Source organism: Methanosarcina sp. KYL-1 (assembly GCF_024372725.1).
Classification (GTDB): domain Archaea; phylum Halobacteriota; class Methanosarcinia; order Methanosarcinales; family Methanosarcinaceae; genus Methanosarcina.
Genome location: NZ_VOUA01000003.1, coordinates 90848 through 114942, shown reverse-complemented (window position 1 = coordinate 114942; position 24095 = coordinate 90848). Strand labels below are relative to the sequence as shown.

Sequence of the window (24095 nt, the reverse complement as noted above, 5' to 3'; positions counted from 1 at the left end):
GAAAAAGATCTCACCGGAAAACAGCCCTCACAAACTCCGAAAACCTCTCCAGCATCTCCCTGTGCTCGGAATATATGTACAGCAGATCATCCGTAAAAGTCTCGCCCCGAACTCCTTTCTTCTCTGCCTCTTCAATCAATTTCCCAAGCTCCGGAACCGAAGCCAGCTTGTGGTCCTCTGCAGCCCCTGTCTTTTCGGAAAAACCAAGCTGCTTTTTCATCTGCCCGGCAGTGTCGAGGCAGCCCTCAGGTGAAATGACAAAGAACAGGTCAATGAAATACCTTGTCTGCTTTGTTACAACTTCTTCTGTCTTCCTATCGGCTTCTTCTGCCTTTGTCCCGGCTGTCCGGATCTTTCTGTTTGAAATTATAGAGATGGTAAGCGGCTCCCCTTTTTCATCCGTTGCCCTGAAAAGTACCCAGTCCGAAGGGTCGAGCTCCTTAAAAGTGCTCCCGAAAAGCTTCTCCGGCTTTTTTCTCGGGTCCCATTCCCCGAAGTTCAGGATGTCCCCCATTTCCGCTTTCACCCTCTCGGCATAGAGAGGATCGGTAAATTCGGCTTCGGGAAGGAAGAGTTCTTCAACAAGCTCCCTTCTTGCTGTAATTGAAGTGTCCCGCTCCCCGAGATCCACATGCCCGCCCACCGATTTGTCCCAGAGCAGCTGGTTGTCCTTCGTTTGGCGGCTCCGCTGGTGCAAAAGCAGCTCTCCCCTGCGGTTGAAAACAAAAATCCAGACCGCATACCCCCGGAAATCCGTTGTATAAAACGCCTTTCTCGGCAGGATCCCGCGAGGGATGCCAATGTGGTCGTATACTTCGATCAGCTCCTCTCCGGGTTCCGAGAGGTAGATCCCACCTCTCCCTGAGTCGGTTACGAAATCAAGGTAGGAAAGCAGTTCTTCATACAGGCTGCTCTCAGGAAAGACCTCCATGTAGGAGCTGATCGAGGGAGAGGTATGGGTTGTGACGCAGTACCAGAGCCTCTCATCAACCCGAATTATGTTTACCGGCAGCCTCAGGTTGAACTGGCGGATGATAACCCTGTCCGTGATTTTTTCCTGTAAGGGCTTCTCACAAGCAGTAGCAGCGGCAGCAGCGGCTTTTATCCCGTCTTCAAGTCCCTGAATTTGAAAATCTGGGCTATCTATCCTGTCCCTGTGGTCTATCCTGTCCTTGTGAGCTTTCAAGAAAAAAGCGGAGTCCGTAGAGAGGGCCTGGAAGAAGTTTTCGGAATCGCTTTCGTAGAGAATGGTTAGCCTTAGGCCTGGATTTTCGGATAGGAGAGCGGCGAAAAAGCCAGCGCTCTTTTCAAGCTGAGGGAGGAGGGGGTTTATGCCGAGGATGGTAATCCGGGATCTGGCAGATTGGAGGAATGGGGTGAGGGGCATGGAGATCAAGCTCTTTTTAAGTGATTCATATAAGGTGATAGTTGGTCATAGGTAAGCCGGGTAATTTCAAGTTTTTGATCTGTGACTGTACTTTGAACAAGCTACAAGGTTACTCGATGTGGTTTGAACAAACTATGAACATGTGCGACAGGTTGCAGTTGTATTTGATATGGCTTGAACCACCTGCAGAAAAACAGTGTGCTGGTAATGAGCCACGGATGAACCACGGTGAGCTACGGATGAGCCAGAAGTGAACCAGTAGCGAACCAGTACCGGGGTTTCAGATTCAGCTTCTTTTTTTGCAGGAATTTCCTGGAATAGCCGCACTGCGTGCGGGTCAAGAACGGTAAAAGATGGTATTCAGGCCGCCCTGTTTTTGATACAATCCAACAGAAACCCAGTTACTTTTTTTCATTCATTATTCAGAAGCCGCGGCCCTCACTACTTCCCAACACCCAACAGCAGCTCCCGTTTGCGTAGCAAACGGCTCTTTCCTTAAAATCAAATTGCGGGCGGCCATCCCACCTTAAAAGGTGGGGTATGCTTCGGGCCGCCCGCCCGGTTTCTTGGGAAGCGTTTAGTATCATTTAACAAACTTTCCTTAATGTAGAGTAGCAATTCGAACTCTTGTAATCATGATACCGAGAAACCTCAAATTAAAAAGGAGTAAGGGCTTTCAATCTAAAGGGGCACAAAAAAACGTGCGAGGGTTCACTTCATCCCCAACTTGAAAGTCGGGGTATTCGTGACCCTCCGCGCTCCCGTAGTAATAACGGTTTTATATTCCATTAAGTTTATTCCGGAGTAATCTCAGCCGATTGACAAAAAGCCCCCGTTTTTGCTACCTATTCCTCTCCCTTTTACCTCATCCTCGTATTGTACGTGTGGTACAGTGTATATATCAAATAAATGAGGAAAGCCAGGATAAGGAGATGCTTTGTGTACACGACTTCTTTCCTGACGGTTTTTTCCGTGCTTGTTCTGGAGTCTTCGATAATCCGGGAATATATGTCTTCCGTGGTATAGAGTTTCCCGCCGTTTTCGAGGATTGCGGTTTTGAAGAGGGGGTTTTCGCCGATGTGGGTGTATTCGTCGGGGCGGTTTACGGAGACGGGCCTCCAGGATGCGTCCTGAAAGGCAGCGATTTCTTCGGGGGAGGCGTCGAGGGGGAGTACGGAATAAGGCGTTTCGGAGATGTTGTGGAGGCCAAAGGCTTCCGAAAGGACGTAGGACTCGTACATGTTGCTACCGATGGAGGTGATTTCCATGGGTTTCCTGTCAAAATAGAGTACAGGGGTCCCTCTTTTTTTGGTTGTGATCAGGATCCGGCCGGGCTCGCCCATTTTGAGGTCAGGCACTTTTAGCTGGAGGTCCTCGCCGGTTTCGGTGTCGGCGACCACCCAGTTCATGGTCCTGGTGATAAGCAGGCTGTCGTTTCCGGCGTAGAGGGCGGGAGCCCAGGGGATTCCCCCTCCGTACCCGTTGTCGGTAGTGATTGCAGCAACCCTGCCCAGGCCGAGCCTCCAGACCGTGAGCACGGGTTTGCCGAGCCTCGTTATTACCAGGCGGTTTGCTTCGGGCCTGGGGCTTACATCATTGTAGGCCAGGACGTCACTTGCTCCGGTAATGTCCCGGGTGATGAAGTGTTTGGGGTCGTAGATTACAACTGAGCCGGAAGAATAGTCATCTTCCGTGTCCTCGGCTTCTTCCGGGTTTTCGGCAAACTTGATATTTACCCTCTGGCCGGGCTCTATCCTGTAATAGTTTTCGGAGAGATGGACTTTGTTCATCAGGGTATCGGCATAGTACCGGCCGTCCCGGTTGACCTGGAAGTCAGCTCTTGGAGCGTGTATGTGGACAAAATAGATGCCTATCCCGCTTTCTTTAAGTGCACTCGCACGCTGAATTGCCTTTTCAAACTTGCCCTCGCCCGGAACCCTGTTGCCGATCCTGCCGTCGGAAACAATTATAATATCAGCTTCTGCATCGTTGTCCTGCTCTTCAAGGAGGTGGCGAGCAGTCAACAGCCCCTGTTCAAGGGAGGTTGAGTCCCCCGTGGGATTTATTTTGCGGATCTCGCTATCAAGCCACACCCTGTTGGACTCCTTGGACATATCCAGGAACCCTTCCGTGATATCCTGCCCCTTGCTGCCGAATGTGATCACATCTACCCTTGCGTCTTTCAAGAGGTCGCTTTCGAGGAGTACGATAGTATTGGACAGGATGTCGTCCAGTATTCTACCCCCTATGTTGTTGCTGTCCGCAGTGCTGGGTGATACATCAAGCATCAGAACGATGTTCCTGCCTCCCCTCCATGTGGAAGGGTTAGACGTAACCGGGAGGAGCTCTTCGAATTTCGTGTTTCTGTACGTGTCCTCCTCCGGGTAATCAAAAGAAGAGTCTCCTCCGACCACCACAAGCCCGCCCCCGTTAAGGATGAATTTCCTCAGGGTTTCGGCTTCGGCGGCCGAGATGGTCGAAGCTGGCTGGTTGTCTATTACCACGGCATCTACACCGTCCAGGGAATTAAAGGACCTGGCTGCATGTACCTCGTAGACCTCACTAAAGATGTTTGCAAGAGGGGACTCAGGTTCATCGGTGACTAAAATTACCTTCGGTTTCGGGGTTACGTATATGCTTTTCATATACTGGTTATTGGTTTCGAAATAGTCCATGCCTCCGAGCCCGGGGGTTGCCGGATGAAGGGTTGCTTTCAGGGCATGCGGGCCCAGGGTCTCAAAGGTGTGGTCGAACTCGATGCTCAGTTCCCTGTCGGCCTGGGTGATTTCCCGGTCCATGACTTTTACCCGGTCAACCGTAATTTTCAGCCGGTAACTTATTTCTTCTTCCGTGGATTTCCTGATACGGGCCATGAAAAAAGCCTGGTTATCGACCGGGACTTCGTTTTCCCCCTCAATTTCGATACTGAGGTCTTCTTCGAGGGTCTCCGGGACCAGGGCTGCTACCGGGAAATTGTTCTTATAGCAATAAGAAAGCGCATCTTCAACCGAAGTACCTGAGTTGCTCTGCCCGTCCGATACCACAAGCACATAGTTTTCGGCCGAAGCCTGCTGGAGGATGGCATCACCTAAAGCGGTATTCGACCCTGAAATCGCCGTAAGTGTAACAGGAATACTGCTGCTGAGCTGGTCTGCAATGTCTTCCGGGACCCCTTCCTGAAGCAGCTCCATGCTTGCGCTTTCATCCGAGATTATGGTGATTCTGGACTGGTCTATTTTAGATGAAGTTACCTGGGCAGAGTAGGGAGCTGCAAGCGCTATAACCAGGAGGAAAGCTACAAGGGCATGGATGAACAGGTGCCTTCTATTGATTCCTTTCCTGAGCCCCACCAACACTAAAAGTGCCAGAGGGACAAGGAGTATAAGCTCCTTTCCATACAGGAAATCGAAGTCATACCGAAAACCGGCGTTATTCAGGAAAACAACGTTATTCAGAAAGCCAGCATTATCCGGAAAAACAGCCTTATCCAGAAGAGCAGCCATCTCCAGAAAAACAGCCTTATTCAGGAAGCCAGCCTTGCCCAGAATGCCAGCATTATCCGGAAAAGCAGGGCCGTTTGGAAAACCAGCCTTATTCAAAAAACTAAGGCCGTTTAGGAAGACAAGGCCGTACAGATAAGCAATAATCATATTACTCTCCTCCTGAACAGGATCGCATTTTCAATGACCAGGAGCAGCAGTAAGGCATAAATCAGGTATTTCCGGGGTTTTAGTGGGGATTTTACACGGAGCTCCTGTTTTTCGTTTGCCTCTTTATCAGCTGCCAGGTCCAGCCGGTTTTCAGTAAAGGTATTTGATTCCAGGGGGTCGTAAAGGTTGGAAGCAATCGTTTTCTGGTCCATGCCGTAAAAACCGCACATGTCGTAGTAAACGAACTTGCTGGTGATGGTCTCTGTAGGGGTTTTGATCCTGGCGTTGTGGTCGAATGCCAGGTACTTTCCGGTTTTCACGTTGGTCTCACTGATATCCCCGATCCCCCACATATATTTGAGCAGTTTTGCCCAGAATACGGGATAAGTGGGAAGAGTATGGAAATTGTTCCAGGGCTCCTCTCCGGTAACGTCGCTCAGGCCCACATAGGCTGTTGTCCCGTTATATACATTCCAGGTGGATACCATGGGCCCAACGCCTCCCAGCTCTGCAAGTACGGTAGCATCTTCTTTCGGGGCAGTGACCAGGAATTGGCGCACATAAGCTTCGCCAAAAGAGACGTCCTCAAAAATTTGCTGCCCGCTCCCTGCTGCTTTAACCGTATGGCTGCCGCCTTCTTTGACTGATTTTACGTATACCGGAAGGACCGGGTAAAGCCCGTGCATCTCCGAAGAATTGAACAGGCAGCCGTTTCCGATTACTATCAAATCTTTTCCGCTTTTTGCATACTCAACGATTTTCCGGACACTCCCGGACGGCAGCGGGCTGGTTTTATGGTTTACGATAATAGTATCATATTTAGTGTAGTCCCCGGGGAGCCCGGCACGAGGGTCATGGTGCACATCAACAACCGTGTTCGGGATCAGCGAGATGGCTGTTATCAGGGGAGACCGGCTGGCCGCCGGGTCCAGGTCCGTTAACACCAGGATTCTTTTAGGAGCTATTTCTGGGATTGAGATCCAGGCAGTGTTATCACAGGGAATTGCGTCCCTGTTGAGTATTTCCACAGTAGAGGTTCCCTGCCGGATGTTGGAGAAGGTGATTTGCCGGGTCCCGAATTTTGCAAGGGACACTGAACTGCTCACTTTCTGGGTGGGGAAGAGGTCTGATTTGCTTTCCAGCCGGACATCGAGTTTCGCGCTTTTATCGTTGAAGTTTTTGACCGTGCACGTATATTCATAAGTCCCGTCATTGCGGTCTGTCAGGTGCCCGGATACGATTGCGTAGTTGGGGGTTTTTTCTCCGACCTGCCTGAATACGAGTTCGATATTTTTGGCATTGGCAACGTTGATGTAGGTTTCAGGCGCCTGCCCCTCCCAGTTTTCAAAATCGGATATGACCACGACTTTCCTGTTCTGGCTATCTTTATCGTTTATGACTGTCAGGAGGGCTTTTGGGATATCAGCCCGGGTGTTTCCGGCCTCCATGCTGTTGATTACCTCTTTTGCATCGGCTGCATCCAGTGCTTGTGCAAGTACCACAGGAATGCTTCCTGCAGCAATAATCGTGTTTTCCCGGCCCAGGTTGTCCATGGCTACGGACCTTGCCTCGGAAACCCGGTCGGCTGAGCTCATGCTGGCAGACGAGTCTATGATAAATATGACTTTTTTTGAATCACCCGCAGCTTCATCTATCATCGGGCCGGCAATGGCGGTGGATATGAAGATCAGGGCCAGCAGCTGTAATAAGAAGAGCGGGTCAGTTATTCTTTTACTGAGTTTCCGCCGGGTATCGAGCAGATTGCTGTGCACCCGCCGGACAAACATAAGGGTAGGCAGGATAACCTGTTTCGGGTGGGGTTTAAGCAGGTATACTATCGTCAGGGGAATTATGCTTGCAAAAGCAGCCAGACCCAGGGGGAAATCGAAGTCCATGGGCAGGATCACCTTTCACCTATAATGCTGAGAACAGTATCAAACGGCTTGTTCTTTATGTTCACCCGGAAATAAGGGATCTTAAATTCGTATGCGACCTTATCAAGTTCAGCAAGGTGTTTTGAGTATTCCTCGGCATATTCCTGTTTGAACTGCGGGCCCACCGAGATATGGATTTCCTCGTTTGTTTCACTGTCTACGAATTTGACTGCCCCGTCCACGTTTTCCGGCAGGTCGATTTCGGTTTCGTCGTAGAGGTGCACAAGGACAAGTTCATGCCTGGAAAGCCTGCGGACGGCGTAGCGGATTGAATCCATGTCGTCCAGGAAATCCGAAATTATTAAGACCATCGATTTTGTCCTTATCCTTGGATATATGGAATCTGCGCAGTCTGCAAGCTTCGTTTTTCCGTTAACTGAAATTCTGGTAAGGTTGTTTACGGCCTTGAGGAACTCGGCACTTCCCTTGTGGGCCTTAGTATAATCTACGTCGTCAGTAAAAGTCGAGATCATATACCTGTCGTTGTATTTCATAACAACATAAGAGACCCCGACGGCTATCGTTGATGCATATTCGAATTTGTTCGGGGTATTGTCCGGAAAGAGCATGCTGGTGCTGGCATCGAGCAATATGACCAGGTTCAGGGTCTTGTCTTCTTCATACCTGCGTATATAGAGTTTCTCCGTGCGTGCATAGAGGTTCCAGTCGATGTTCTTTAGTGAGTCGCCCTCGTTGTATTTCCTGTGGTCTACCAGGTCAAGCCCTGTCCCCTTCCTGGTTGAGAAGTGGCTGCCCGAGTGGATTGCATTCACCCTTTTTTTCAGGAGGAGCGTATATCTATCGAGCTGGGTCAGGAATGACGTATCGATCTTATGTTTTGCAACATCCATGGTTTAACGCCGCCTCCCGAAGTAATCCATAAAAAGAGGGCTCTTATGCCTTGTTTCTCCCCAATCTGCAGCCATGTATTATCCCTGTCTCCCGACGTGTTTTATCCCGATTTCCCGATGTACTGTAATCCCTATTTCTCGATGTGCTTTTTTACGGTCTCACGATGTGCTTTATCCCGATCTACCGAGCACTTATCGATCTCCTGCGTGCTTTATCCCGATCTCACATGAGCTATATCACTGCAGAGCCGAGCTAATTGTTCTATCCGCCAGGATTCTGTTTATGACCTCGTCGCTGGTAACGTTGTCCCTGGCAGCATCAAACGAGAGGATGAGCCTGTGGCGGAGGACCGGAAGGGTCATGCAGTCGATATCGTCTTTGTCGACGTATTTCCGGTTATCGAGAAATGCGTTTGCCTTTGCACAGAGGATAAGGGCAATTGAAGCACGCGGAGACGCACCCGCTTCAATCAGTTCCGGCATGTTCCGGGTCCGGTTCACGATATCAATTGCGTATCGCTTGAGTTTGTCGGAGATCGGGATCCTCCGGGTTATCTGCTGGAGTTCGAGGAAGGTCTGTTTGTCTATGCACTTTCGGACAGTCGGCCTGAAGGACTCGGCGTAACGGTTTACGATCTCGAATTCCTCGTCCGGGTCAGGATATTTCAGGAGGATTTTCATTAAAAACCTGTCAAGCTGGGCTTCGGGCAAAGCATAGGTCCCTTCCATTTCAAGCGGATTCTGGGTTGCAAGGATAAAAAAAGGCTTGTCCAGCAAATAGGTCGTGTTTGCCACAGTGACCTGTTTTTCCTGCATCGCTTCGAGCAGGGCAGACTGGGTCTTTGGGGACGCCCGGTTGACCTCGTCTGCAAGCACGATGTTTGCAAAGACGGGGCCCACCTTGAACTGGAAACGTTTGCCCCCCTTATCGTCTTCTTCAATGATGTCGGTGCCCGTGATATCCGCAGGCATCAGGTCAGGCGTGCACTGGATCCTGCTGAACCTCATATTCATAATCTGGGAAATTGTGGATATGGTAAGGGTTTTTCCCAGCCCCGGATTGCTTTCGACCAGGACGTGCCCTTCACACAGCATGGCTATGAGGATCTGCCGGATCATCTCTTCCTGGCCGACGATAGCGTTGCCTATTTCTTTAAAGATGACTTCGAAAATCTCCGGGGCCCTCTCATAAGTAGGTTTTAAGTCAAGTTCCGAATCTTCCAGCTGAATTTCCTGTTCTCCTCTCATATTAAAACACCGTTCTTAAGACGAAAGATCTTCAAAGTATTGCTTTATCATCGGCTCATATTCCTCGGGAAGGTTTTCCGAATATGTCTGGCTGTACCTGAAAGTATCGTTTGAGTTTTCCGAACTTCCCCCGAACTCATTTTCACTATCCATATCGACCTTGCTTGTGAACCCGAGCCCGAGGCTCGGATTGATTTCCATTTCAACCTGTTCACCATTCTTTATGATGAGAGCTTCCAGGTCATAGATCATATCCGGGGCGCTTTCTTTCTCATATTCTTCGTCAAATGTGGTTTCACTTCGTAAAGTAGGGATGTTTTCCATCATCTCATCCAGCAGCTTTCCAGGCGATAAATCAAAGCTGAAGCCCTCGTGTATACAGAAAATGATTGCTCCGGAAACCAGCAGGAGCATCAGGAGCGACCTGAAGATCTGTTTGCGCGGGGCTGCTTTGTTTATGCTGATGCCGGCAAGTTGCCTGTGCACGTCTTCAAGCAGTTTCTTCGTAACTATGTTGAAGTTCTGCCTGTTATCGTAAGCAGTACTCAGTTTTGTCCTGAGTTCGGGAAAATTCCTTTCGAGCCTGGTGACCAGGTCAAGTGTTATTGTATCCCTGAACATCCTGCGAATAATGCCGGCAATAAGAGTCACAATGAGGGTCAAGACCATTGCTTCCGCGGCCATTATAAAGATGTTAAACAGGTAAGGGTCGGTGTAGGCCTGGGTCCTAACAAACATATTCAGTTCGGGAAAATAGCGGACAAGTTTATACCCGTTGAATAAGATCAATAGCAGGAGCAGCAGGGCAAATTTTTCGGCCGTTTGTAAAAACCCGAGGAAACGATACGCCCACCTCAGGTATTTTTTGTATTTATCCAGCAGGGATATAACAAGCATATAATCTCAAACCACGGTTGTAATTTGGTAATTATATTGTAGATGTTACTAAAAGAACTTTACTAACAATTTCATTATTGATCGGATATATTTCCAGATGAAAAACCAATCCTGCCACTATATAGAGCAAGTAAATATTTAATGAATATAAACAAACAGTTTTAATTCTTTAATACATTGGTGCCCGTTTTCCGGGCATTCTTTCAATGCAACTTTACTGAAAAAAAAGAATATATTAATTTTTGAATATAATGTAATATCTGACATCTAATCTTATATCAGAGAATGTGTTTAATTCCATATTTTTAAAAAAGAATGCTTTTCTCACCTTTACCATCTTTCACATCACCTTTTTAATTTTTACCTTTTTCGCATTTTCACACATTCTCATCCACAACCACCCCATCCTTCAGTCTGACAAACCTGTCACTATATGCAGCGTGCCAGTCTTCATGCGTAACCATTACGATTGTCTTCCCTTTTCCGTATAGAACTTCTTGAAAAGGTCCAGAACTTCCTTTGAGTTCTTAGAATACAGGTTTGCACAGGGTTCGTCGGCGAAGAGGATGCCAGGGTTGTGGGCAAGCGCCCTGGCAATGGAGCCTCGTTGTTGCTGGCCGCCGCTCATTTTGGAGGGAAACTGTCTCAACCTGTCTTCAAGCCCAGAGGCAGCCAGCATCGCAGAGGTAATGACATTTAACCCTGGTCTCCAGGCATAGGAAAGATACCTAGCTGCTGCATCAGACCCAAAAGGTTAGCCTCAGCCCATAGTTCAGTAATCTTACCGTCTTTAATTCGAAAGATCTCTATGCCAGTCATGGTTATCGGTTTGCCTGTAGCCGGTAAACCCATGAAATTGCCTTTATGTATTCCATGAGCTGTGAAACGAGCAGCCACCTTATCGCCTTCAGCAATCATATCTTCAATTGTAACACTGAGGTGCTCGAAGGCGGCCCTGCATGTGGTAATTACTTCATGTATACCCTCAATTCCCGGAGACGCAGGAAGAGGCGTGTACATAGCGAAATCAGGTGACAGCAACTCGTCAGCAGCTTTTAGATTTCCCTTAGATGGCCCTTCTTCAAAGAATCGGCGAACTATTGCTTTGTTCTCTTCTGTAGACATTTTTCCTCACTTTTTAAAATACAAAGGTAATATTGATTCATTTCCAATATCCACTGATAATTCCAAAAAATGTTGATTGTACTCTGTTTTGTACTCTGTTTTGTACTCTGTTTTGTACTCTGTTTTGTACTCTGTTTTGTACTCTGTTTTGTACTCTGTTTTGTACTCTGTTTTGTACTCTGTTTTGCACTCTGTTTTGCACTCTGTTTTGCACTCTGTTTTGTACTCTGTTTTGTACTCTATTTATTACTCTAACATTCCGTCCTTCAGCCTGATTACCCTGTCAGTATATGCAGCATGCCAGTCCTCATGCGTGACCATCACGATCGTCTGCCCGTATTCCTTATTGAACTTCTTGAACAGGTCGAGGACTTCCTTTGAGGTCTGGGAGTCCAGGTTTGCACAGGGCTCGTCAGCGAAGAGGATGATAGGCTTGTGGGCAAGAGCCCTGGCGATGGAGACGCGCTGCTGCTGCCCGCCACTCATTTTGGAGGGGAGCTGGGCAAGGCGGTCGCCCAGGCCGACAGCGGCCAGGATTTCTGCGGCTGCAGACTCGTATTCGGCTTTGCTCCTGCCCTGCATCATGAGGGATATGTAGACATTTTCGGAAGCGTTGAGTTCGGGGAGGAGGGCGTAGTCCTGAAAGACGTAGCCCAGGTTGTGGAGGCGGAATTTGCCTTTTTCTTTGTCGGACATCAGGGAGGTGTCAATTCCGTTGATGATCACTTTTCCGGAGTTAGGGGTATCGAGGAGGCCGAGCTGGTTTAAGAGGGTGGTCTTGCCTGAACCGCTCGGGCCCATGATGGCAATGAATTCCCCATGCAGGATTTTTACGGAAACCCCGCGAAGCGCCCGGACCTGCACTTCCCCCATCCTGAAGGTGCGGACGATATCGATGCCTTCGATTATGACGTCCCCGGTTTTTTCAGGGGGAGTTTTCATCTCAATTTCAGCTCCGGCTTCTTTTTTTCTATCGGCTATGTTTTCAGTTCCGATTTTTTCAAATTCTTTTTCAAATTCTTTTCCAACTTCTTTTTCCGTTTCTGTTTGCATTCCATTTCCCATGCCTTCGCCTCCCTCTCATTTGCCCCATATAAGGTCCAGCAGGTCTTTTTCGGCCAGTTTGTAGGCGGGGATAACCGAGCCGACTATTGAAGCCAGGAAGAGAAGGACTGCCCGGTTTATGGCTTCGGCATCGTCAAACTTCAGGCTCATTTCCCCCAGGGGGATCTGGACAGGGTGGGCTACCGTGTAGGGGGCAAGTCCGAAGCGCATGAAGCAGTAACCCAGGATGACTCCTGTGCCTGCGTAGAGCATTGCCTGGAGCACGAAGGAGAGCACGATCACGTTCTGCTCGATTCCGATGGCTTTCTGGACACCGATCTGCCGCTTTTTATTGACGATATTTACGTAGATGACCACGAAGATAATCACAAAGGCTATCAGGAGCCCGATTGCATTCATAATGTTCCGGACCAGGCCCAGGGTATTTTCGATCAGGCGGAGGATCCCTGCAAATTCGTGCCAGGTGCGGATGTTTTCCCTGATGCCCAGGGAGAGGAGGGCTGTGCGGGTCTCATACTCGTCCGTACCTTCAGTGGTCTTGACGGCTATTTCGTGAGCCAGGTCCAGGTCTTCCACACCGAGCATCTCTTCCATGTCAGCCCGGCTAATGTAGGCACCGGCATCAGCCATGAAAAAGAGGGTGCTGTAGATCCCCTTGACCCTGAACTCCCGGGTCTTTCCGCTTATGGTAAGTTCCACAGTGTCCCCAACTTCCACACCGCCAAGAGACCTCGATTCCATCAAGGCCCCGTAACCTCCCGAAACTTCCCTGCCCAGGATTACCTCGCCGCGGTCGGGCCGGCTCAGGAATTCCCCGCTTATGACGGCATCTTCGAGGCCTGTTACAAAGGTCTCATCCCCGGGGTCAATCCCGTAAACCGTGGCTCCCATTTCCTTTTCCTTGTAGCGGAAGTTTCCCGAGGTCTTCAGGCGGGCTGAGGTCCCTACCACCTGCGGGAGGCTTTCGATCTTTTTCTGGAGGGCTGATGCGCCCTCGATATAGCGTTCCTCTTCCTTTGGCTCGACCACGACGTTTCCGGTCTGGAAGTCAACCATAAGCTCGTTAAACTTGAGCGTAACCCCGGCCAGCATGCTCGAAAAGAGCACGAGCTGCAAAAAGATCAGGGTCAGGACAAAGACCGTAAAGATCGTAATCCCCTTATTGCCCCTTGTTATGGAGCGGCCGGCAAGGAAGAAGGAGACTTTAGCTTTTTCAAGCATAATCAGGCATCCTGCTCATTTATTTTATTCAGCATTCTATGTAGTATTCTATGTAGCCTGCCCCGGAGTTTTCGCCTCAGAGCTTTCCTTTCTTTTTCATGTAGAGGACCGCAACTGCAAGGACAAGGAAAAGCCCGGCAATGAGCGGGACTTTGCTGTTCGAATCATTAATCACGTTGAAAGAAAAACCCTCGCTAAGCTGGTGCTCCCCGAAATCGTCCTCATATTCGACAAGCAGAGTGACTTCCTGCTCCCCTGTTTTTTCCGGGATAAATGTAAAGACTGCGGGGGCATCGTCGTCTTTGTCGAGCCTGCCCAGGAAGGCATTCGTGCTTCCGGAACCCTCAAGCCCTTCGAGCCTGGCTTTCACGAAACGGGCTTCTCCTTCCCCGACGTTTTCAAGCCGAAGGATCATGGAGACCTGCTGCCCTTTCACAGGCATTTCGGGATCGAACTTCAGGCTTGCAATGTTGATTTTCGCCTGGTTAAGCACGTTGATTCCGATTTCCTGGGCCTTGTCGATCTGCATGGTCCCGGCTTCGTTTGAGGCGGTAATCCGAAGCGGGATCTTATAGGGCTGCACCTCGGCGTTGCTGCCCAGCAGGAGCTTGAACGAGAGGTTTTCCGAGCTTCCGGCTTCCAGGGCTTCGAGGAAAAAGACGTTGTCTTCCAGGGGGATGATAGGGGAAGAGCCGTTCAGGTCAAGGATTACCCGGACGTTTTTTGCGTTTCCGTTCCCGGCATTCTTAACCGTGGTCAGGAGCTGGAACGACTGCCCCGGGACCAGGGCACCGGAAGCTGAGCTTTCGACATCTACCGGAATGATCCCGGTCCCGGTGAGCACAAGGTCAGGGTTTCCATCTACCCGGATCGGGATCCGCTTCGAAAAGCTAACCCCGTCCCCGTCTTCGATTGTGAACTCAAGCTGGCGGACCCCGGATTTGGCCCTTTCGTCCACACGGAAATGGAAGTTAAGCTCGACCTTTGAACGCTGCCGGATCTGCTCAATCCTAAAGATGCGTTCGGTATTGGTCCCGGAGCCGTAAACCTGTGAAGTGCTGTACTTAAAAATAAACGGGTACTGCTCTTCTATCCCGATTTTCACGTTCTCAGCCGGTTCGTTTCCCGTATTTTCAATGTTGATCCTGATAAGCAGGTCTTCTCCGGGCCTTGCCGGGTTAGGGGTGATTTCCGCAACTTCGATATTCAGGTGGGTGTCGCCTGATATGACGACAGCAGAAGCCGGGGCGGCCAGGAAGGCCAGAAGGACGGCAATAATCACTGCTGCAAACACTGAACGGAAGGCAGCTGAAGGGCCTGTGTTTTTCTTCACAGCCCGAGGTTTTTTTTCCGGATAGGTTGACTTCATGGGTAACAATCCTTTTCCTGGTTGGTGGGATGATAGGCGAAACAACTTCTGAAACAAACTTCTGAAACAAACTTCTTCCCCATAGGTGGGACTAATCCTTTTTCTGATTTTACTTCCTGGATAACAATCTGCTTGAATTGCTTATAACCGTTGCACTTTATTTACAACCGGCATCAGGTTGTATTCTCTTTTTTGCATTGCCCTGTTTCAATTGCCCTGTTCCAGGTCCTCGAAGTACTCCCTTGTCTCGGCGGCAATCACTTTTCTCAGGGCCAGCAAAGCTACAAGATTCGGAAAGGCCATGAGCCCGTTAACGATATCAGCCAGGACCCAGATGACGTCGAGGGTCAGGAAGGCCCCGGAGGCGACGATCAGGATGTAAAGAATCTTGTAAGGTAGAATCCCCCTGACCCCGAATAGGAATTCCGTGCAGCGTTCCCCGTAATAGTTCCAGCCGATAATGGTGGTGAAGGCAAAGAAGATCAGTCCCACGGTCACGATGTAGCTCCCGGCTTCCTCAAGCACGGTGGAAAAGGCGTAGCTGGTCATGTAAGCCCCTTCAAGATCCCCGGTCCAGGAATCCGTCATGATGAGCACGGTCCCGGTCATGACACAGACGACGATGGTATCGAAAAAGGTCCCGGTCATGGAGATCATGCCCTGTTTTGCAGGTTTCTTGACCTTTGCGGCCGCGGCTGCAATGGGAGTGCTCCCGAGCCCGGCTTCGTTTGAGAAAATCCCCCGGGCAATCCCCATCCGGACAGCAAGCATCACCCCGGCTCCCAGGAACCCTCCCCTTGCCGCGGTTTCGGTAAAAGCTGAACTGATTATAAGTGAAAAAGTTGCAGGGATTTTGTCAAGGTTCAGCCCGATGATAATCAGGCAGCCCAGCACATAAGCAACCGCCATGAAAGGCACCATCAATTGCGCCGCAGCCGCAATCCTCCGAATCCCCCCAAGGGTCACAAAAGCCACAAGCAGGCTCACAATGGCCGCAGTCAGAACTTCCGGGATGTCAAAAGCAATCCGGGCAGAGTCCACGATGGCATTTACCTGCGGGAAAGTCCCGATCCCGAAGAGCGCCACATTAAGCCCGAAAACGGCAAAGAGCGCTGCAAGCACTTTGCTGTACCACCTGCCTGCAAGCCCGTTCTTGATATAGTACATCGGCCCCCCCGACATCTGCCCGTTTGCGTCCACGGTCCTGTACCTGACAGCCAGGAGAGCCTCGGAATACATAGTCGCCATCCCGAAAAAAGCCGCAAGAAACATCCAGAACAGCGCCCCCGGCCCTCCCGTCTTGACCGCAGTCGCCACCCCGACAATGTTTCCCGTCCCGATGGTTGCCGAAAGCGCCGTACTGAGCGCCGCAAAACTCGAAACGTCTCCCAGGACACCCTCCTCAAATTTCCTCGAATTCATGACATATTTGAGGGCAAGCGGCAGCCTGAAAACCTGGATCAGCCCCAGGCGGACAGTCAGGAAAATCCCTGTCCCCACCAGCAAAACCAGAAGAGGCGGCCCCCAGACAAAGCTATCCACCCTCGTCAAAACTTCAAGTACGTCCATTCCCAGCAGTTCCATTTAACCCAGCCCCGGTTGAAAGATAAGAACAATAAGAACAAGTTCCCCACTTATTATTTGTGTAAGGTTGGCTTTAAACGTTGACCTTTGCTGCCCTTTATTGAAAGGATGTACGATTTCAAAAATGATCTGGCAAAAACAGGAGATGGCAAAAACAAGAGATGGGTATGCAAATTCAAAAAAACCTTTTTTGATCTGTTTTTCAGGTACCGACGCTCTCACCGTCTGCGAAGCAGACGGCCTTTTCCAAAAAGTATATTTGAATGATTAAAAAAGGCATTAAAATGAATGAAAAAGTATACTTGAATAATTTAAAAACATATTTTAATGACTGAATAAAAAACATATTTTAATGACTGAATATGGGCATTTTCAGGTTTATCAGGGATCTTTTCTCAGGGTTTTAATTTTCCGTGAAGTGGTATGTCTAATTGAAGTGGTATGTCTAATTGAAGTGGTATGTCTAATTGAAGTGGTATGTCTAATTGAAGTGGTATGTCTAATTGAAGTGGTATGTCTAAAAAACCATTTATAACATGTCAATAAGAGTTCAGGGCTCCTTAAGCCAACATTTTATTTTGCAAACACTTTTCCTCAGTAATTTTGGAAAACGCCGCTTGCTTCGCAAGCGTTGAGGGCCATGGGAACGATACGATATGAAAATAAAAACCAGATTTGAAATTTGAAATTGGTTTTGATCCCGGTCACAAATCAGGGCCATTTCAAGCAACGACAGGATTGATACGGCCGTTTTTAGTCTGGCAACTTGAAAAGTCACTGGAATCATTGTTTTTTTCCTTCGAGAAAAAAGTAAAAAGTAAAAAGTAAAAAGTAAAAAGTAAAAAAGAAAGGTCCCTGAGGACCTTATTTTCATAATAAGTCTTTTTCACTCTTCTTCTTCGGCTGCTGCCACGGCTTCGGGGGCATGAGCGCCTGCATGTGCTCCGATGCCTGCCGGCTTTGCTTCGAGAGACTTCAGGTACTTCTCGGTCTCTTTTACGACGACCCCGCTTAAGGCGAGGAGGGCAATGAGGTTCGGGAAGGCCATGAGCCCGTTGAAGATATCGGCTATGATCCAGACGGCTTCGATTGAGAGGAAACCGCCGGCTGCTACTAAGAAGACGTAAACGGCTTTGTAGGGGAGGATCCCTTTTACGCCGACCAGGTATTCCGTGCAGCGCTCGCCATAGTAGTTCCAGCCGAGGATGGTCGTAAAGGCAAAGAAGATCAGGCCTATGGTTACGATGTAGGTGCCTGCGGTCGGGAGGACGGCTGAAAAGGCGTTGTTGGTCATGTAGGCGGCTTCACTTGCGCCGCTTGTCCAGGCCCCGCTCAGGATGAGGGTAAGCCCGGTCATGGAACAGATGACGATGGTGTCAAAGAAGGTCCCGGTCATGGAGATCAAGCCCTGCTTGGCAGGTTCCCTGACCTTGGCTGCGGCTGCGGCAATCGGGGCACTTCCGAGGCCTGACTCATTTGAGAAGATACCCCTGGCAACTCCCATCTGGATTGCAAGCATGACGCCTGCGCCCAGGAACCCACCGCTTGCAGCAGTCGGGGTAAAGGCGCTCTTAACGACCAGAGCAAGAGCTGCAGGCAGGTTTTCGATATTGAAAGCGATGACCACAAGGCAGCCGAGCACGTAGGCGATTGCCATGAAAGGCACAAGGAGCTGGGCAACCCGGGAGATGCTCTTGATCCCGCCGATTGTGACAAGGGCGACCAGGAGGGCCACCACAACTGCAGTGTCTACACCCGGGACCCCGAAGGTCATTTCCACGGACTTCACGATTGCATTTACCTGGGTGAAGGTGCCCACCCCGAGACTGGCTGCACAGATCCCGAAGAAGGCAAAGAGCTTGGCAAGGATTCCGCTGTAGCTCTTGTGCCCGAGGCCGTTCTTGATATAGTACATCGGCCCGCCGGACATCTGCCCGTTTTCGTCAACAGTCCTGTACTTGACCGCAAGCAGGGCTTCTGCGTATTTCGTCGCCATCCCGAAGAAGGCTGCAAGCCACATCCAGAACAGAGCACCAGGCCCTCCTTTTGCGATAGCAGTTGCGACCCCGACAATATTTCCTGTCCCGATAGTTGCCGAAAGCGCCGTACAGAGCGCTGCAAAGCTTGAGACGTCTCCCTGAGCCCTTTTATCAACTTTTCGAGAGCGAGCCACATCTTTCAATGCCAGGGGCAGCTTAGACACCTGTAAAAACTTCAATCTGATTGTCAGGTATGCCCCGGTCCCCACGAGCAATATGAGGAGGGGGGGACCCCAGACAAGGCTGTCGATACTGTTCAGAAGGGAGATTATTTCTGCAGAGTTGAACAACTCAAATATTGAACTTACTACCATTGGAACCACATCTTTAAAATAAACATGATGAGAAGTCCGGAAACAGTAAATATCCGGAAACCTTAACGTAAGCAGGCGGCTCCATTCCTTTCGGAAACGTTAGATTGGTAACATTAATGTAAATGATGCAAAGTTAGCTGAAATTAATTACATTAGTCTAAATCAATTGGACCCGGTTGAAACCGGTTGAAACTACTTGATCCGAAAGCGGAAAAAGGCGGAGTCTCTCTGCCGACAACCGTTTTATTTAAAGATCTCACTAAAAATAGTCAATAATTAAAAACTATGATATTTAAGCGCATTGATTTTTTTATTAATCAGTAAATAAATATATTTAATTAAAAATACGACAGAGATCATTCACTTTCAAAAACACATTCAAAAGGATTGTTTCAAAATCCTGCTTAACGGAGTTATAAACTAAATTTGATTTACTCCTTTAAAATAATTAGAATTTTTACCGAAATTATTTTATAATAGATGTGTACCGTTTTTCGCCCTTCGGGATATACTCTATATAAGATATTCATCATATTATGATGGGAAATATGATGGGAAATTCTTCGAGATATCATTCGTTTGGCCTGACATACTTCAGTATTTTTTACAGGGCTTGTATTTTCCCTAACAGTTCATTACTTGAACAGTTCATTACTTGAACAGTTCATTACCCGAACAGTTCATTACCGAACAGTCCACTACTATAAAAGAATCTGAAAAGGTGAAAGATACATGGAGGATATGAATCTCAAAATAGGGGAAGCTGCCGGAGTGCTGTACCACAGGCTTGAAAACGGGGAATGCAGCCTGAACCAGATTAAAACCCACCTGAGCACCAATGGTTTCGATACCCAGATGGCTTTGATGGCTGTTGGCTGGCTTGCCAGGGAAGACAAAATAAATGTCGACAAGACAACCAACAAGTGGTCTGTCCGGTTGAAGGAATAAATCCGGTTGAAGGAATAAATCCGGTTGAAGGAATAAATCCGGTTGAAGGAATAAATCCGGTTGAAGGAATAAATCCGGTTGAAGGAATAAATCCGGATGAGGGAATAAATCCGGATGAAAAATTAATTTTCATTCAAATGAGGATTCCGGTGATAGGCCAGAGAGCCGAGCTGCATGACCTTCAGGGTCTTCTCTCTCAGTTCCGGGACTCTTTTTCCCGAGTGATCCTGCAGGAGCTTCCGGCAAAGGAATATATAGCCGCTGGCAGGGACAAGGACCAGGCCCAGAGAGATCCACTCATTGTATCATTTCCGGAAAGGCTGGAATAAGGAACGTCTAGGGTTGAGACACTTAAGGGTTCAGGAATAATTACGGTATTCGCTAGGTCTCCGATTCTTGATTGACATTTCCGGAGATTCCGCGGAAGTTTTCCAGGCTGACTAGGAGCCCTGCTGCAAGGATCAGCACGCAGCCCAGGAAGGTGTTGAGGTAGAGGGAAACCCCGAGCACAATGAAATCGAAGAAGATCCCTGAGACCGGTTCTACCAGGGCAAGGATGCTCCCGACCTGCGCTTCGACCCCGGAAAGGCCTTCCGTATACAGGATTTCCCCGAGCCCTCCGGAAATGAGCCCGAAGAGCAGGAGCACTTCAAGATTTTCTAACACCACTTTTGCAGGCACTTCAAGGGCCAGGGGGGCCGTTAAAAGGACGATTACCACAAGGGGCCAGAAGGCGACGGCCATTTCGGGGTACTCGTCTTTCAGGTAGCGGATATTGAGGATCACGGCTGCATATGCAAGCCCGGAGAGCAGCCCGAACATGAGCCCTGTACGGTAGTTTCCTTCCAATTCGAGCCCTGAAAAGCCGCTTTCCGGCCTGACCACCAGAAACACGCCTGCAAGGGCCAGTAAGAGGGCCAGGTAACTTCTGGAGTTCACCTTCTCTTTCAGTATCAGGGGCGAAAGGAGGGTCACGTAGATAGGGGATGTGTACTGCAAAAGCACGGCTACGGAGACGCAGGTAAGCCTGATTGCCGTAAAGTAACTGAAGAAAGTTATGCAGATAAGCACGCCCAGGAGGAAAAGATAGCCCTTTTTTCCCCCGAGCCGGAGTTCCGAAAGCCTCCCCCTGGCTGCAAGGTAGACCAGGATGGTCAAAAGCCCTATAAGCATCTCGTAGAAAAGAACCGCTCCCGTTCCCATTCCGTTGATGTGGGCAAGGAAGAGGCCTGCCATCCCATAAATCATGCAAGCTAGGGCTACTTCGAGATGGGCTTTTCCGGGTCCCTGATTCATGACCTCCCCCTTAAGAAGGCGGTGCATAAATATTTTATTATATTCAAAATGAAATGTATGCCGGAAAAACTGAAAAAAATGCATGCGAAAAAGGCTGGAAAGTTTGAAAAAGCTGGAAAGGCTGGAAAGGCTGGAAAAGAATACACAAAGAAAGGCCCGCAGAGACAGGCTGAATAAAACAGGCTGAATAAATAAGAGGTGAAAAACTGAATCCGAAATCAAATCCGAATATGGAACCCGGAATGAAGCAGAGCAAACTTACGCTGAGCGTCCTTGAAGGCAGTTTAGGGGTCTGCAGGCTGGACAGGGAAGCCGGCGTCCCGGGATGGGCTCTGGAAAGCGATTTTTATTCAATCACTAAAACCGGGAATGAGCTTTCGGTCGTCTGCCCCGAAGAGAGCGTTCCCGCAGGGGTCAAGTGTGAAAAAGGATGGAACTGCCTTAAAGTAGAAGGCCCGCTTGATTTCACACTTACTGGAATCCTTTCAGGACTCAGTCTGGTCCTGGCTGAACGCGGGATCAGCATATTTGCCGTTTCAACCTATGACACGGACTATATCCTGATAAGGGAAAAAGACCTGGAAAATGCAGTGGATGCGCTAGAAGGGGCCGGATACAGGATTTTGAAATGAGATTTTTCTGGTTTAGCGTATGAGGGCAGATGGGCTGAGATAACGACCCTGAGGCAAATGGCTCTGGAAAGAGCATGATGGAGAACTATGGAGAGCTTTACTGGTAAAATTTTTGCAGTTCTTTGCCAGCCTGATTGATCTTAAAGGGAAGAAAATGTTTGGTAAAATATAATATGTATCAGGAAGTTCTTGGGAACATGGATAATTTGATGGAAAAACTAAAAGAATTGTCAATCTACCCTATCCTCGCTGTGGGGCTTTTGCTGATCTGCATCCTCTTTGTGCTCATGTTCAGGTTTGCGGAAGCGGAAAGCCTATCAATGGTGCTGATTACCGCCCTCCTGATCTCGGCAGTCTCCTTTTTGATAATGAAGGTCCTTGTTCACAAAAAGCTGAGAGGAGAGTTCTAATTCCTTCCGGGGATAACTTCCCCGAAAAGTTTCCTGATCTGAGTACCTGAGGTATCCGGGGTCTCTGTGAGGTATCCGAGGTTTCGGAGGTATCGGAGGCACCTGTGAGATATTTGAGGTATCGGTAGCAGCTCCCGGGTCTATTCGTGCAGGTCCCGGGTTTATTCAGGCAGGTCCTCAGCTGAGGTGGAAGAGCAGAACCATGAACCCCGAATAAAGCAGGAGGAGGATAAGTCCTTCAAACCTTTTTATTTCCCAGCCAGTCCAGATGAAAAAAAGGAGTATGAAGCTTATAAAGAGCATGAAAGGCGCTATGAAATAAACACTTAATCCCGTTACCTTAAGGGGATAGACAAGCGCGGAACAGCCCAGAATCAAAAAGATATTCGTTATGTTAGAGCCGATTGCGTTACCGATAGCGATATTTGCATAACCGCTGCGGGCTGCCGAGACAGTGACCATCAATTCCGGAAGGGAGGTCCCGACAGCAACAAGGCTCATTCCTATAAGGGTTTCCGGGATTTCCAGGAGCCTGGCAAAGAAGATGGACTCGTCAATGAAGTACCGGGCCCCGATTATAATGGCGATCCCGCTTGCAAGCAGTTTGAGCCCCTCTACCGGAAGGCTGCCTCCGGGACGGCATTCGTTTTCAATTTCATTATTTCTCTTTCCACTGTTTTCTGTTTTTTCCCGGTTTATTTCTTCCCGGTTTCCTTCTTCAGGTTCGGGACTTTTGCATTCTGCCATTTTCTCCTGATCTCCGGCTTTCTCCCGATCTCCAATTCTTTCCTGAGCTCCGATTCTTTCCTGATCTCCGGTTTTCTCCCCTTCTTTTATTTTATTAATTTCTTCCATTCTTCTTTTGTCTTCAATTCTCCCCATTATCCCGGTCTCGATCCTTGCCTTTAAATCGAAGATATATTCAAACTTGAAAAAATAGTTCAGAAAATCCTTGAAATAAATGTCTTCTTTATGCCTGCGTACTTTATCGAGCAGGAAAAGTATGTAAGAGACATAGAGTAAAAGAAAAACGAGGGCTTCGAGCCTTGAAATCTCGAAATTCAGGGAAAAAAGGTAGAAAACGACAGCTGCAAAGAACATTATGTATCCGTCCCGTCTCAGCATCAGTTCTTCGGTCTTCACTTTTGAGAGGACGGCAGCCGTGCTCACGATCAGGCCTATGTTGGCAATGTTTGACCCGATAACATTCCCTATTACAATTCCGCTGGCCCCCTGAAAAGATGCAAACAGAGAGGAGGCAAGTTCGGGAACCGAGGTCCCTACTGAGACCAGGGTCAGCCCTATTATGAATTCTGAGACTCCAAGCCTTTTTGCGATAGCTGAAGAGGACATCACAAATAAATCTGAACCCTTGACAAGGAGGATAAGGCCTGCTAAAAGGAGAATCAGGTTTGTTGTGAGCACAGAAATGATGTGAATCCGGCTTTATTTAAAAGTATCTTCCAATCAGGGGGATATTCGGGTCTGATTGCAGCAAAAAGTTGAAGAAGGGAGCGCTCGGCGCAGGGGATATTTTATTTCTCGGTCTTGGGGATTGTTGTAAGCTTTAAGTTTTTCACTCCTTTCAGGCTCAGGATTTTTTCGGCCAGTTCTACTATCTGCTCTCCTTCCCCGTCAAGGATGATGACTTCAAAACAGGACTCGGTTTCAATATGGAAACGCACGCTGGAATTTATCAGGTCCGTATAATCGTGCTGGATTGTTGCCAGGGCATTGGAAACCCCTTTCTTGGAACAATCGTACACAAGAGAAATTGTTGCTGCCCGCCTCCCCTGAATTTCCTGCATCCACTCGTAGTGCTGGTTGTAAGTCCTGATAGCGTCCCTTATCCCCTCAGAGCGAGAAGAATAGCCGCGTTCCATAATAATATCATCAAAATTTTCCAGAAGATCTCCCGGAAGAGAGATCCCTATCCTCATGAGCTGCTTTTCCATACTGCCCCTCCGGAAAGAATACCGAAAATTGTTCATCTCCCGGGTTTTTCCTGTCCGAACGCAGAAAGAATAAAAAATCCCAACGGCCGGTAAAAACTTCAGGAATCATGAATAGAGCCCGGAAAATCCCCTGAAGTATAATGGTCAGAGGTTATATTTAATATTTTTTT

The 24095-nt window shown here is 48.7% G+C and carries 20 protein-coding genes; 4 read left to right on the top strand and 16 right to left on the bottom strand.

Annotated features, from left to right (window positions below; translation table 11 throughout):
- Positions 1–10 precede the first annotated feature (10 nt).
- The 13 genes from FTO70_RS04130 to FTO70_RS04070 all read right to left on the bottom strand — a co-directional run bounded on the left by FTO70_RS04130 (position 11) and on the right by FTO70_RS04070 (position 18684).
- Entirely contained in the window at positions 11–1387 is a 1377-nt protein-coding gene (locus FTO70_RS04130) for an NUDIX domain-containing protein (RefSeq protein ID WP_255334440.1), read from the bottom strand.
- An 860-nt stretch (positions 1388–2247) separates the two neighbouring features.
- On the bottom strand, positions 2248–5037 hold the full coding sequence (locus FTO70_RS04125; protein WP_255334439.1) for a VWA domain-containing protein: 2790 nt from the start codon (positions 5035–5037) through the stop codon (positions 2248–2250).
- Entirely contained in the window at positions 5034–6932 is a 1899-nt protein-coding gene (locus tag FTO70_RS04120; protein ID WP_255334438.1) for a BatA domain-containing protein, read from the bottom strand. The genes FTO70_RS04125 and FTO70_RS04120 overlap by 4 nt, the downstream gene beginning before the upstream one ends.
- A gap of 8 nt (positions 6933–6940) precedes the next feature.
- Positions 6941–7822, bottom strand: a complete 882-nt coding sequence (locus tag FTO70_RS04115) for a DUF58 domain-containing protein (RefSeq protein ID WP_255334437.1) — start codon at positions 7820–7822, stop codon at positions 6941–6943.
- A gap of 237 nt (positions 7823–8059) precedes the next feature.
- Positions 8060–9070, bottom strand: a complete 1011-nt coding sequence (locus tag FTO70_RS04110) for a MoxR family ATPase (RefSeq protein ID WP_255334436.1) — start codon at positions 9068–9070, stop codon at positions 8060–8062.
- A gap of 15 nt (positions 9071–9085) precedes the next feature.
- Complete coding sequence (locus tag FTO70_RS04105) at positions 9086–9967, bottom strand: hypothetical protein (protein ID WP_255334435.1); 882 nt, start codon at positions 9965–9967, stop codon at positions 9086–9088.
- Positions 9968–10430: 463 nt separating this feature from the next.
- The gene (locus tag FTO70_RS04100; RefSeq protein WP_255334434.1) at positions 10431–10646 is read right to left on the bottom strand and encodes an ATP-binding cassette domain-containing protein; all 216 of its coding nucleotides are present in this window, start codon (positions 10644–10646) and stop codon (positions 10431–10433) included.
- A gap of 17 nt (positions 10647–10663) precedes the next feature.
- The gene (locus FTO70_RS04095; RefSeq protein WP_255334433.1) at positions 10664–11092 is read right to left on the bottom strand and encodes an ester cyclase; all 429 of its coding nucleotides are present in this window, start codon (positions 11090–11092) and stop codon (positions 10664–10666) included.
- Between the two features lie 246 nt (positions 11093–11338).
- Positions 11339–12157: an ABC transporter ATP-binding protein gene (locus FTO70_RS04090; RefSeq protein ID WP_369694328.1), complete on the bottom strand. Its 819-nt coding sequence runs from the start codon at positions 12155–12157 to the stop codon at positions 11339–11341.
- Between the two features lie 15 nt (positions 12158–12172).
- The gene (locus FTO70_RS04085; protein ID WP_255334432.1) at positions 12173–13378 is read right to left on the bottom strand and encodes an ABC transporter permease; all 1206 of its coding nucleotides are present in this window, start codon (positions 13376–13378) and stop codon (positions 12173–12175) included.
- Positions 13379–13454: 76 nt separating this feature from the next.
- Positions 13455–14747 carry a COG1361 S-layer family protein gene (locus tag FTO70_RS04080; RefSeq protein WP_255334431.1) on the bottom strand — a complete coding sequence of 431 codons (1293 nt, stop codon included), beginning with the start codon at positions 14745–14747 and terminating at the stop codon, positions 13455–13457.
- A 207-nt stretch (positions 14748–14954) separates the two neighbouring features.
- Positions 14955–16331, bottom strand: a complete 1377-nt coding sequence (locus FTO70_RS04075) for a sodium:alanine symporter family protein (RefSeq protein WP_255334430.1) — start codon at positions 16329–16331, stop codon at positions 14955–14957.
- An 886-nt stretch (positions 16332–17217) separates the two neighbouring features.
- Positions 17218–18684 (bottom strand): sodium:alanine symporter family protein, encoded by a 1467-nt coding sequence (locus FTO70_RS04070; protein ID WP_255334429.1) that lies wholly within the window; start codon positions 18682–18684, stop codon positions 17218–17220.
- A gap of 732 nt (positions 18685–19416) precedes the next feature.
- On the opposite strand from FTO70_RS04070, the gene FTO70_RS04065 reads away from it, so the two are divergent.
- Together FTO70_RS04065 and FTO70_RS04060 are read left to right on the top strand one after the other, a co-directional pair.
- Positions 19417–19632, top strand: a complete 216-nt coding sequence (locus FTO70_RS04065; RefSeq protein ID WP_255334428.1) for a winged helix-turn-helix domain-containing protein — start codon at positions 19417–19419, stop codon at positions 19630–19632.
- Between the two features lie 137 nt (positions 19633–19769).
- Complete coding sequence (locus FTO70_RS04060; protein ID WP_255334427.1) at positions 19770–19961, top strand: hypothetical protein; 192 nt, start codon at positions 19770–19772, stop codon at positions 19959–19961.
- A 52-nt stretch (positions 19962–20013) separates the two neighbouring features.
- Here the strand turns inward: FTO70_RS04060 and FTO70_RS04055 are convergent, their stop codons facing one another.
- Positions 20014–20928 carry a DMT family transporter gene (locus tag FTO70_RS04055; protein WP_255334426.1) on the bottom strand — a complete coding sequence of 305 codons (915 nt, stop codon included), beginning with the start codon at positions 20926–20928 and terminating at the stop codon, positions 20014–20016.
- A gap of 230 nt (positions 20929–21158) precedes the next feature.
- Between FTO70_RS04055 and FTO70_RS04050 the strand changes: the two genes are divergently transcribed.
- Entirely contained in the window at positions 21159–21560 is a 402-nt protein-coding gene (locus FTO70_RS04050) for an ACT domain-containing protein (protein ID WP_255334425.1), read from the top strand.
- A 197-nt stretch (positions 21561–21757) separates the two neighbouring features.
- Positions 21758–21970: a hypothetical protein gene (locus FTO70_RS04045; protein WP_255334424.1), complete on the top strand. Its 213-nt coding sequence runs from the start codon at positions 21758–21760 to the stop codon at positions 21968–21970.
- A 177-nt stretch (positions 21971–22147) separates the two neighbouring features.
- On the opposite strand, the gene FTO70_RS04040 is transcribed toward FTO70_RS04045, so the two are convergent.
- Together FTO70_RS04040 and nikR are read right to left on the bottom strand one after the other, a co-directional pair.
- Positions 22148–23395, bottom strand: a complete 1248-nt coding sequence (locus FTO70_RS04040; protein ID WP_255334423.1) for a calcium/sodium antiporter — start codon at positions 23393–23395, stop codon at positions 22148–22150.
- A gap of 110 nt (positions 23396–23505) precedes the next feature.
- On the bottom strand, positions 23506–23925 hold the full coding sequence (nikR, locus tag FTO70_RS04035) for a nickel-responsive transcriptional regulator NikR (protein WP_255334422.1): 420 nt from the start codon (positions 23923–23925) through the stop codon (positions 23506–23508).
- Positions 23926–24095 lie beyond the last annotated feature (170 nt).

Excerpts from the sequence above, each read along its gene's own strand:
- FTO70_RS04130 (WP_255334440.1), bottom strand. The coding sequence starts at position 1,387 with ATGCCCCTCACCCCATTCCTCCAATCTGCCAGATCCCGGATTACCATC.
- FTO70_RS04125 (WP_255334439.1), bottom strand. The coding sequence starts at position 5,037 with ATGATTATTGCTTATCTGTACGGCCTTGTCTTCCTAAACGGCCTTAGT.
- FTO70_RS04120 (WP_255334438.1), bottom strand. The coding sequence starts at position 6,932 with ATGGACTTCGATTTCCCCCTGGGTCTGGCTGCTTTTGCAAGCATAATT.
- FTO70_RS04115 (WP_255334437.1), bottom strand. The coding sequence starts at position 7,822 with ATGGATGTTGCAAAACATAAGATCGATACGTCATTCCTGACCCAGCTC.
- FTO70_RS04110 (WP_255334436.1), bottom strand. The coding sequence starts at position 9,070 with ATGAGAGGAGAACAGGAAATTCAGCTGGAAGATTCGGAACTTGACTTA.
- FTO70_RS04105 (WP_255334435.1), bottom strand. The coding sequence starts at position 9,967 with ATGCTTGTTATATCCCTGCTGGATAAATACAAAAAATACCTGAGGTGG.
- FTO70_RS04100 (WP_255334434.1), bottom strand. The coding sequence starts at position 10,646 with ATGCTGGCTGCCTCTGGGCTTGAAGACAGGTTGAGACAGTTTCCCTCC.
- FTO70_RS04095 (WP_255334433.1), bottom strand. The coding sequence starts at position 11,092 with ATGTCTACAGAAGAGAACAAAGCAATAGTTCGCCGATTCTTTGAAGAA.
- FTO70_RS04090 (WP_369694328.1), bottom strand. The coding sequence starts at position 12,157 with ATGGGAAATGGAATGCAAACAGAAACGGAAAAAGAAGTTGGAAAAGAA.
- FTO70_RS04085 (WP_255334432.1), bottom strand. The coding sequence starts at position 13,378 with ATGCTTGAAAAAGCTAAAGTCTCCTTCTTCCTTGCCGGCCGCTCCATA.
- FTO70_RS04080 (WP_255334431.1), bottom strand. The coding sequence starts at position 14,747 with ATGAAGTCAACCTATCCGGAAAAAAAACCTCGGGCTGTGAAGAAAAAC.
- FTO70_RS04075 (WP_255334430.1), bottom strand. The coding sequence starts at position 16,331 with ATGGAACTGCTGGGAATGGACGTACTTGAAGTTTTGACGAGGGTGGAT.
- FTO70_RS04070 (WP_255334429.1), bottom strand. The coding sequence starts at position 18,684 with ATGGTAGTAAGTTCAATATTTGAGTTGTTCAACTCTGCAGAAATAATC.
- FTO70_RS04065 (WP_255334428.1), top strand. The coding sequence starts at position 19,417 with ATGGAGGATATGAATCTCAAAATAGGGGAAGCTGCCGGAGTGCTGTAC.
- FTO70_RS04060 (WP_255334427.1), top strand. The coding sequence starts at position 19,770 with ATGAGGATTCCGGTGATAGGCCAGAGAGCCGAGCTGCATGACCTTCAG.
- FTO70_RS04055 (WP_255334426.1), bottom strand. The coding sequence starts at position 20,928 with ATGAATCAGGGACCCGGAAAAGCCCATCTCGAAGTAGCCCTAGCTTGC.
- FTO70_RS04050 (WP_255334425.1), top strand. The coding sequence starts at position 21,159 with ATGGAACCCGGAATGAAGCAGAGCAAACTTACGCTGAGCGTCCTTGAA.
- FTO70_RS04045 (WP_255334424.1), top strand. The coding sequence starts at position 21,758 with ATGGATAATTTGATGGAAAAACTAAAAGAATTGTCAATCTACCCTATC.
- nikR (WP_255334422.1), bottom strand. The coding sequence starts at position 23,925 with ATGGAAAAGCAGCTCATGAGGATAGGGATCTCTCTTCCGGGAGATCTT.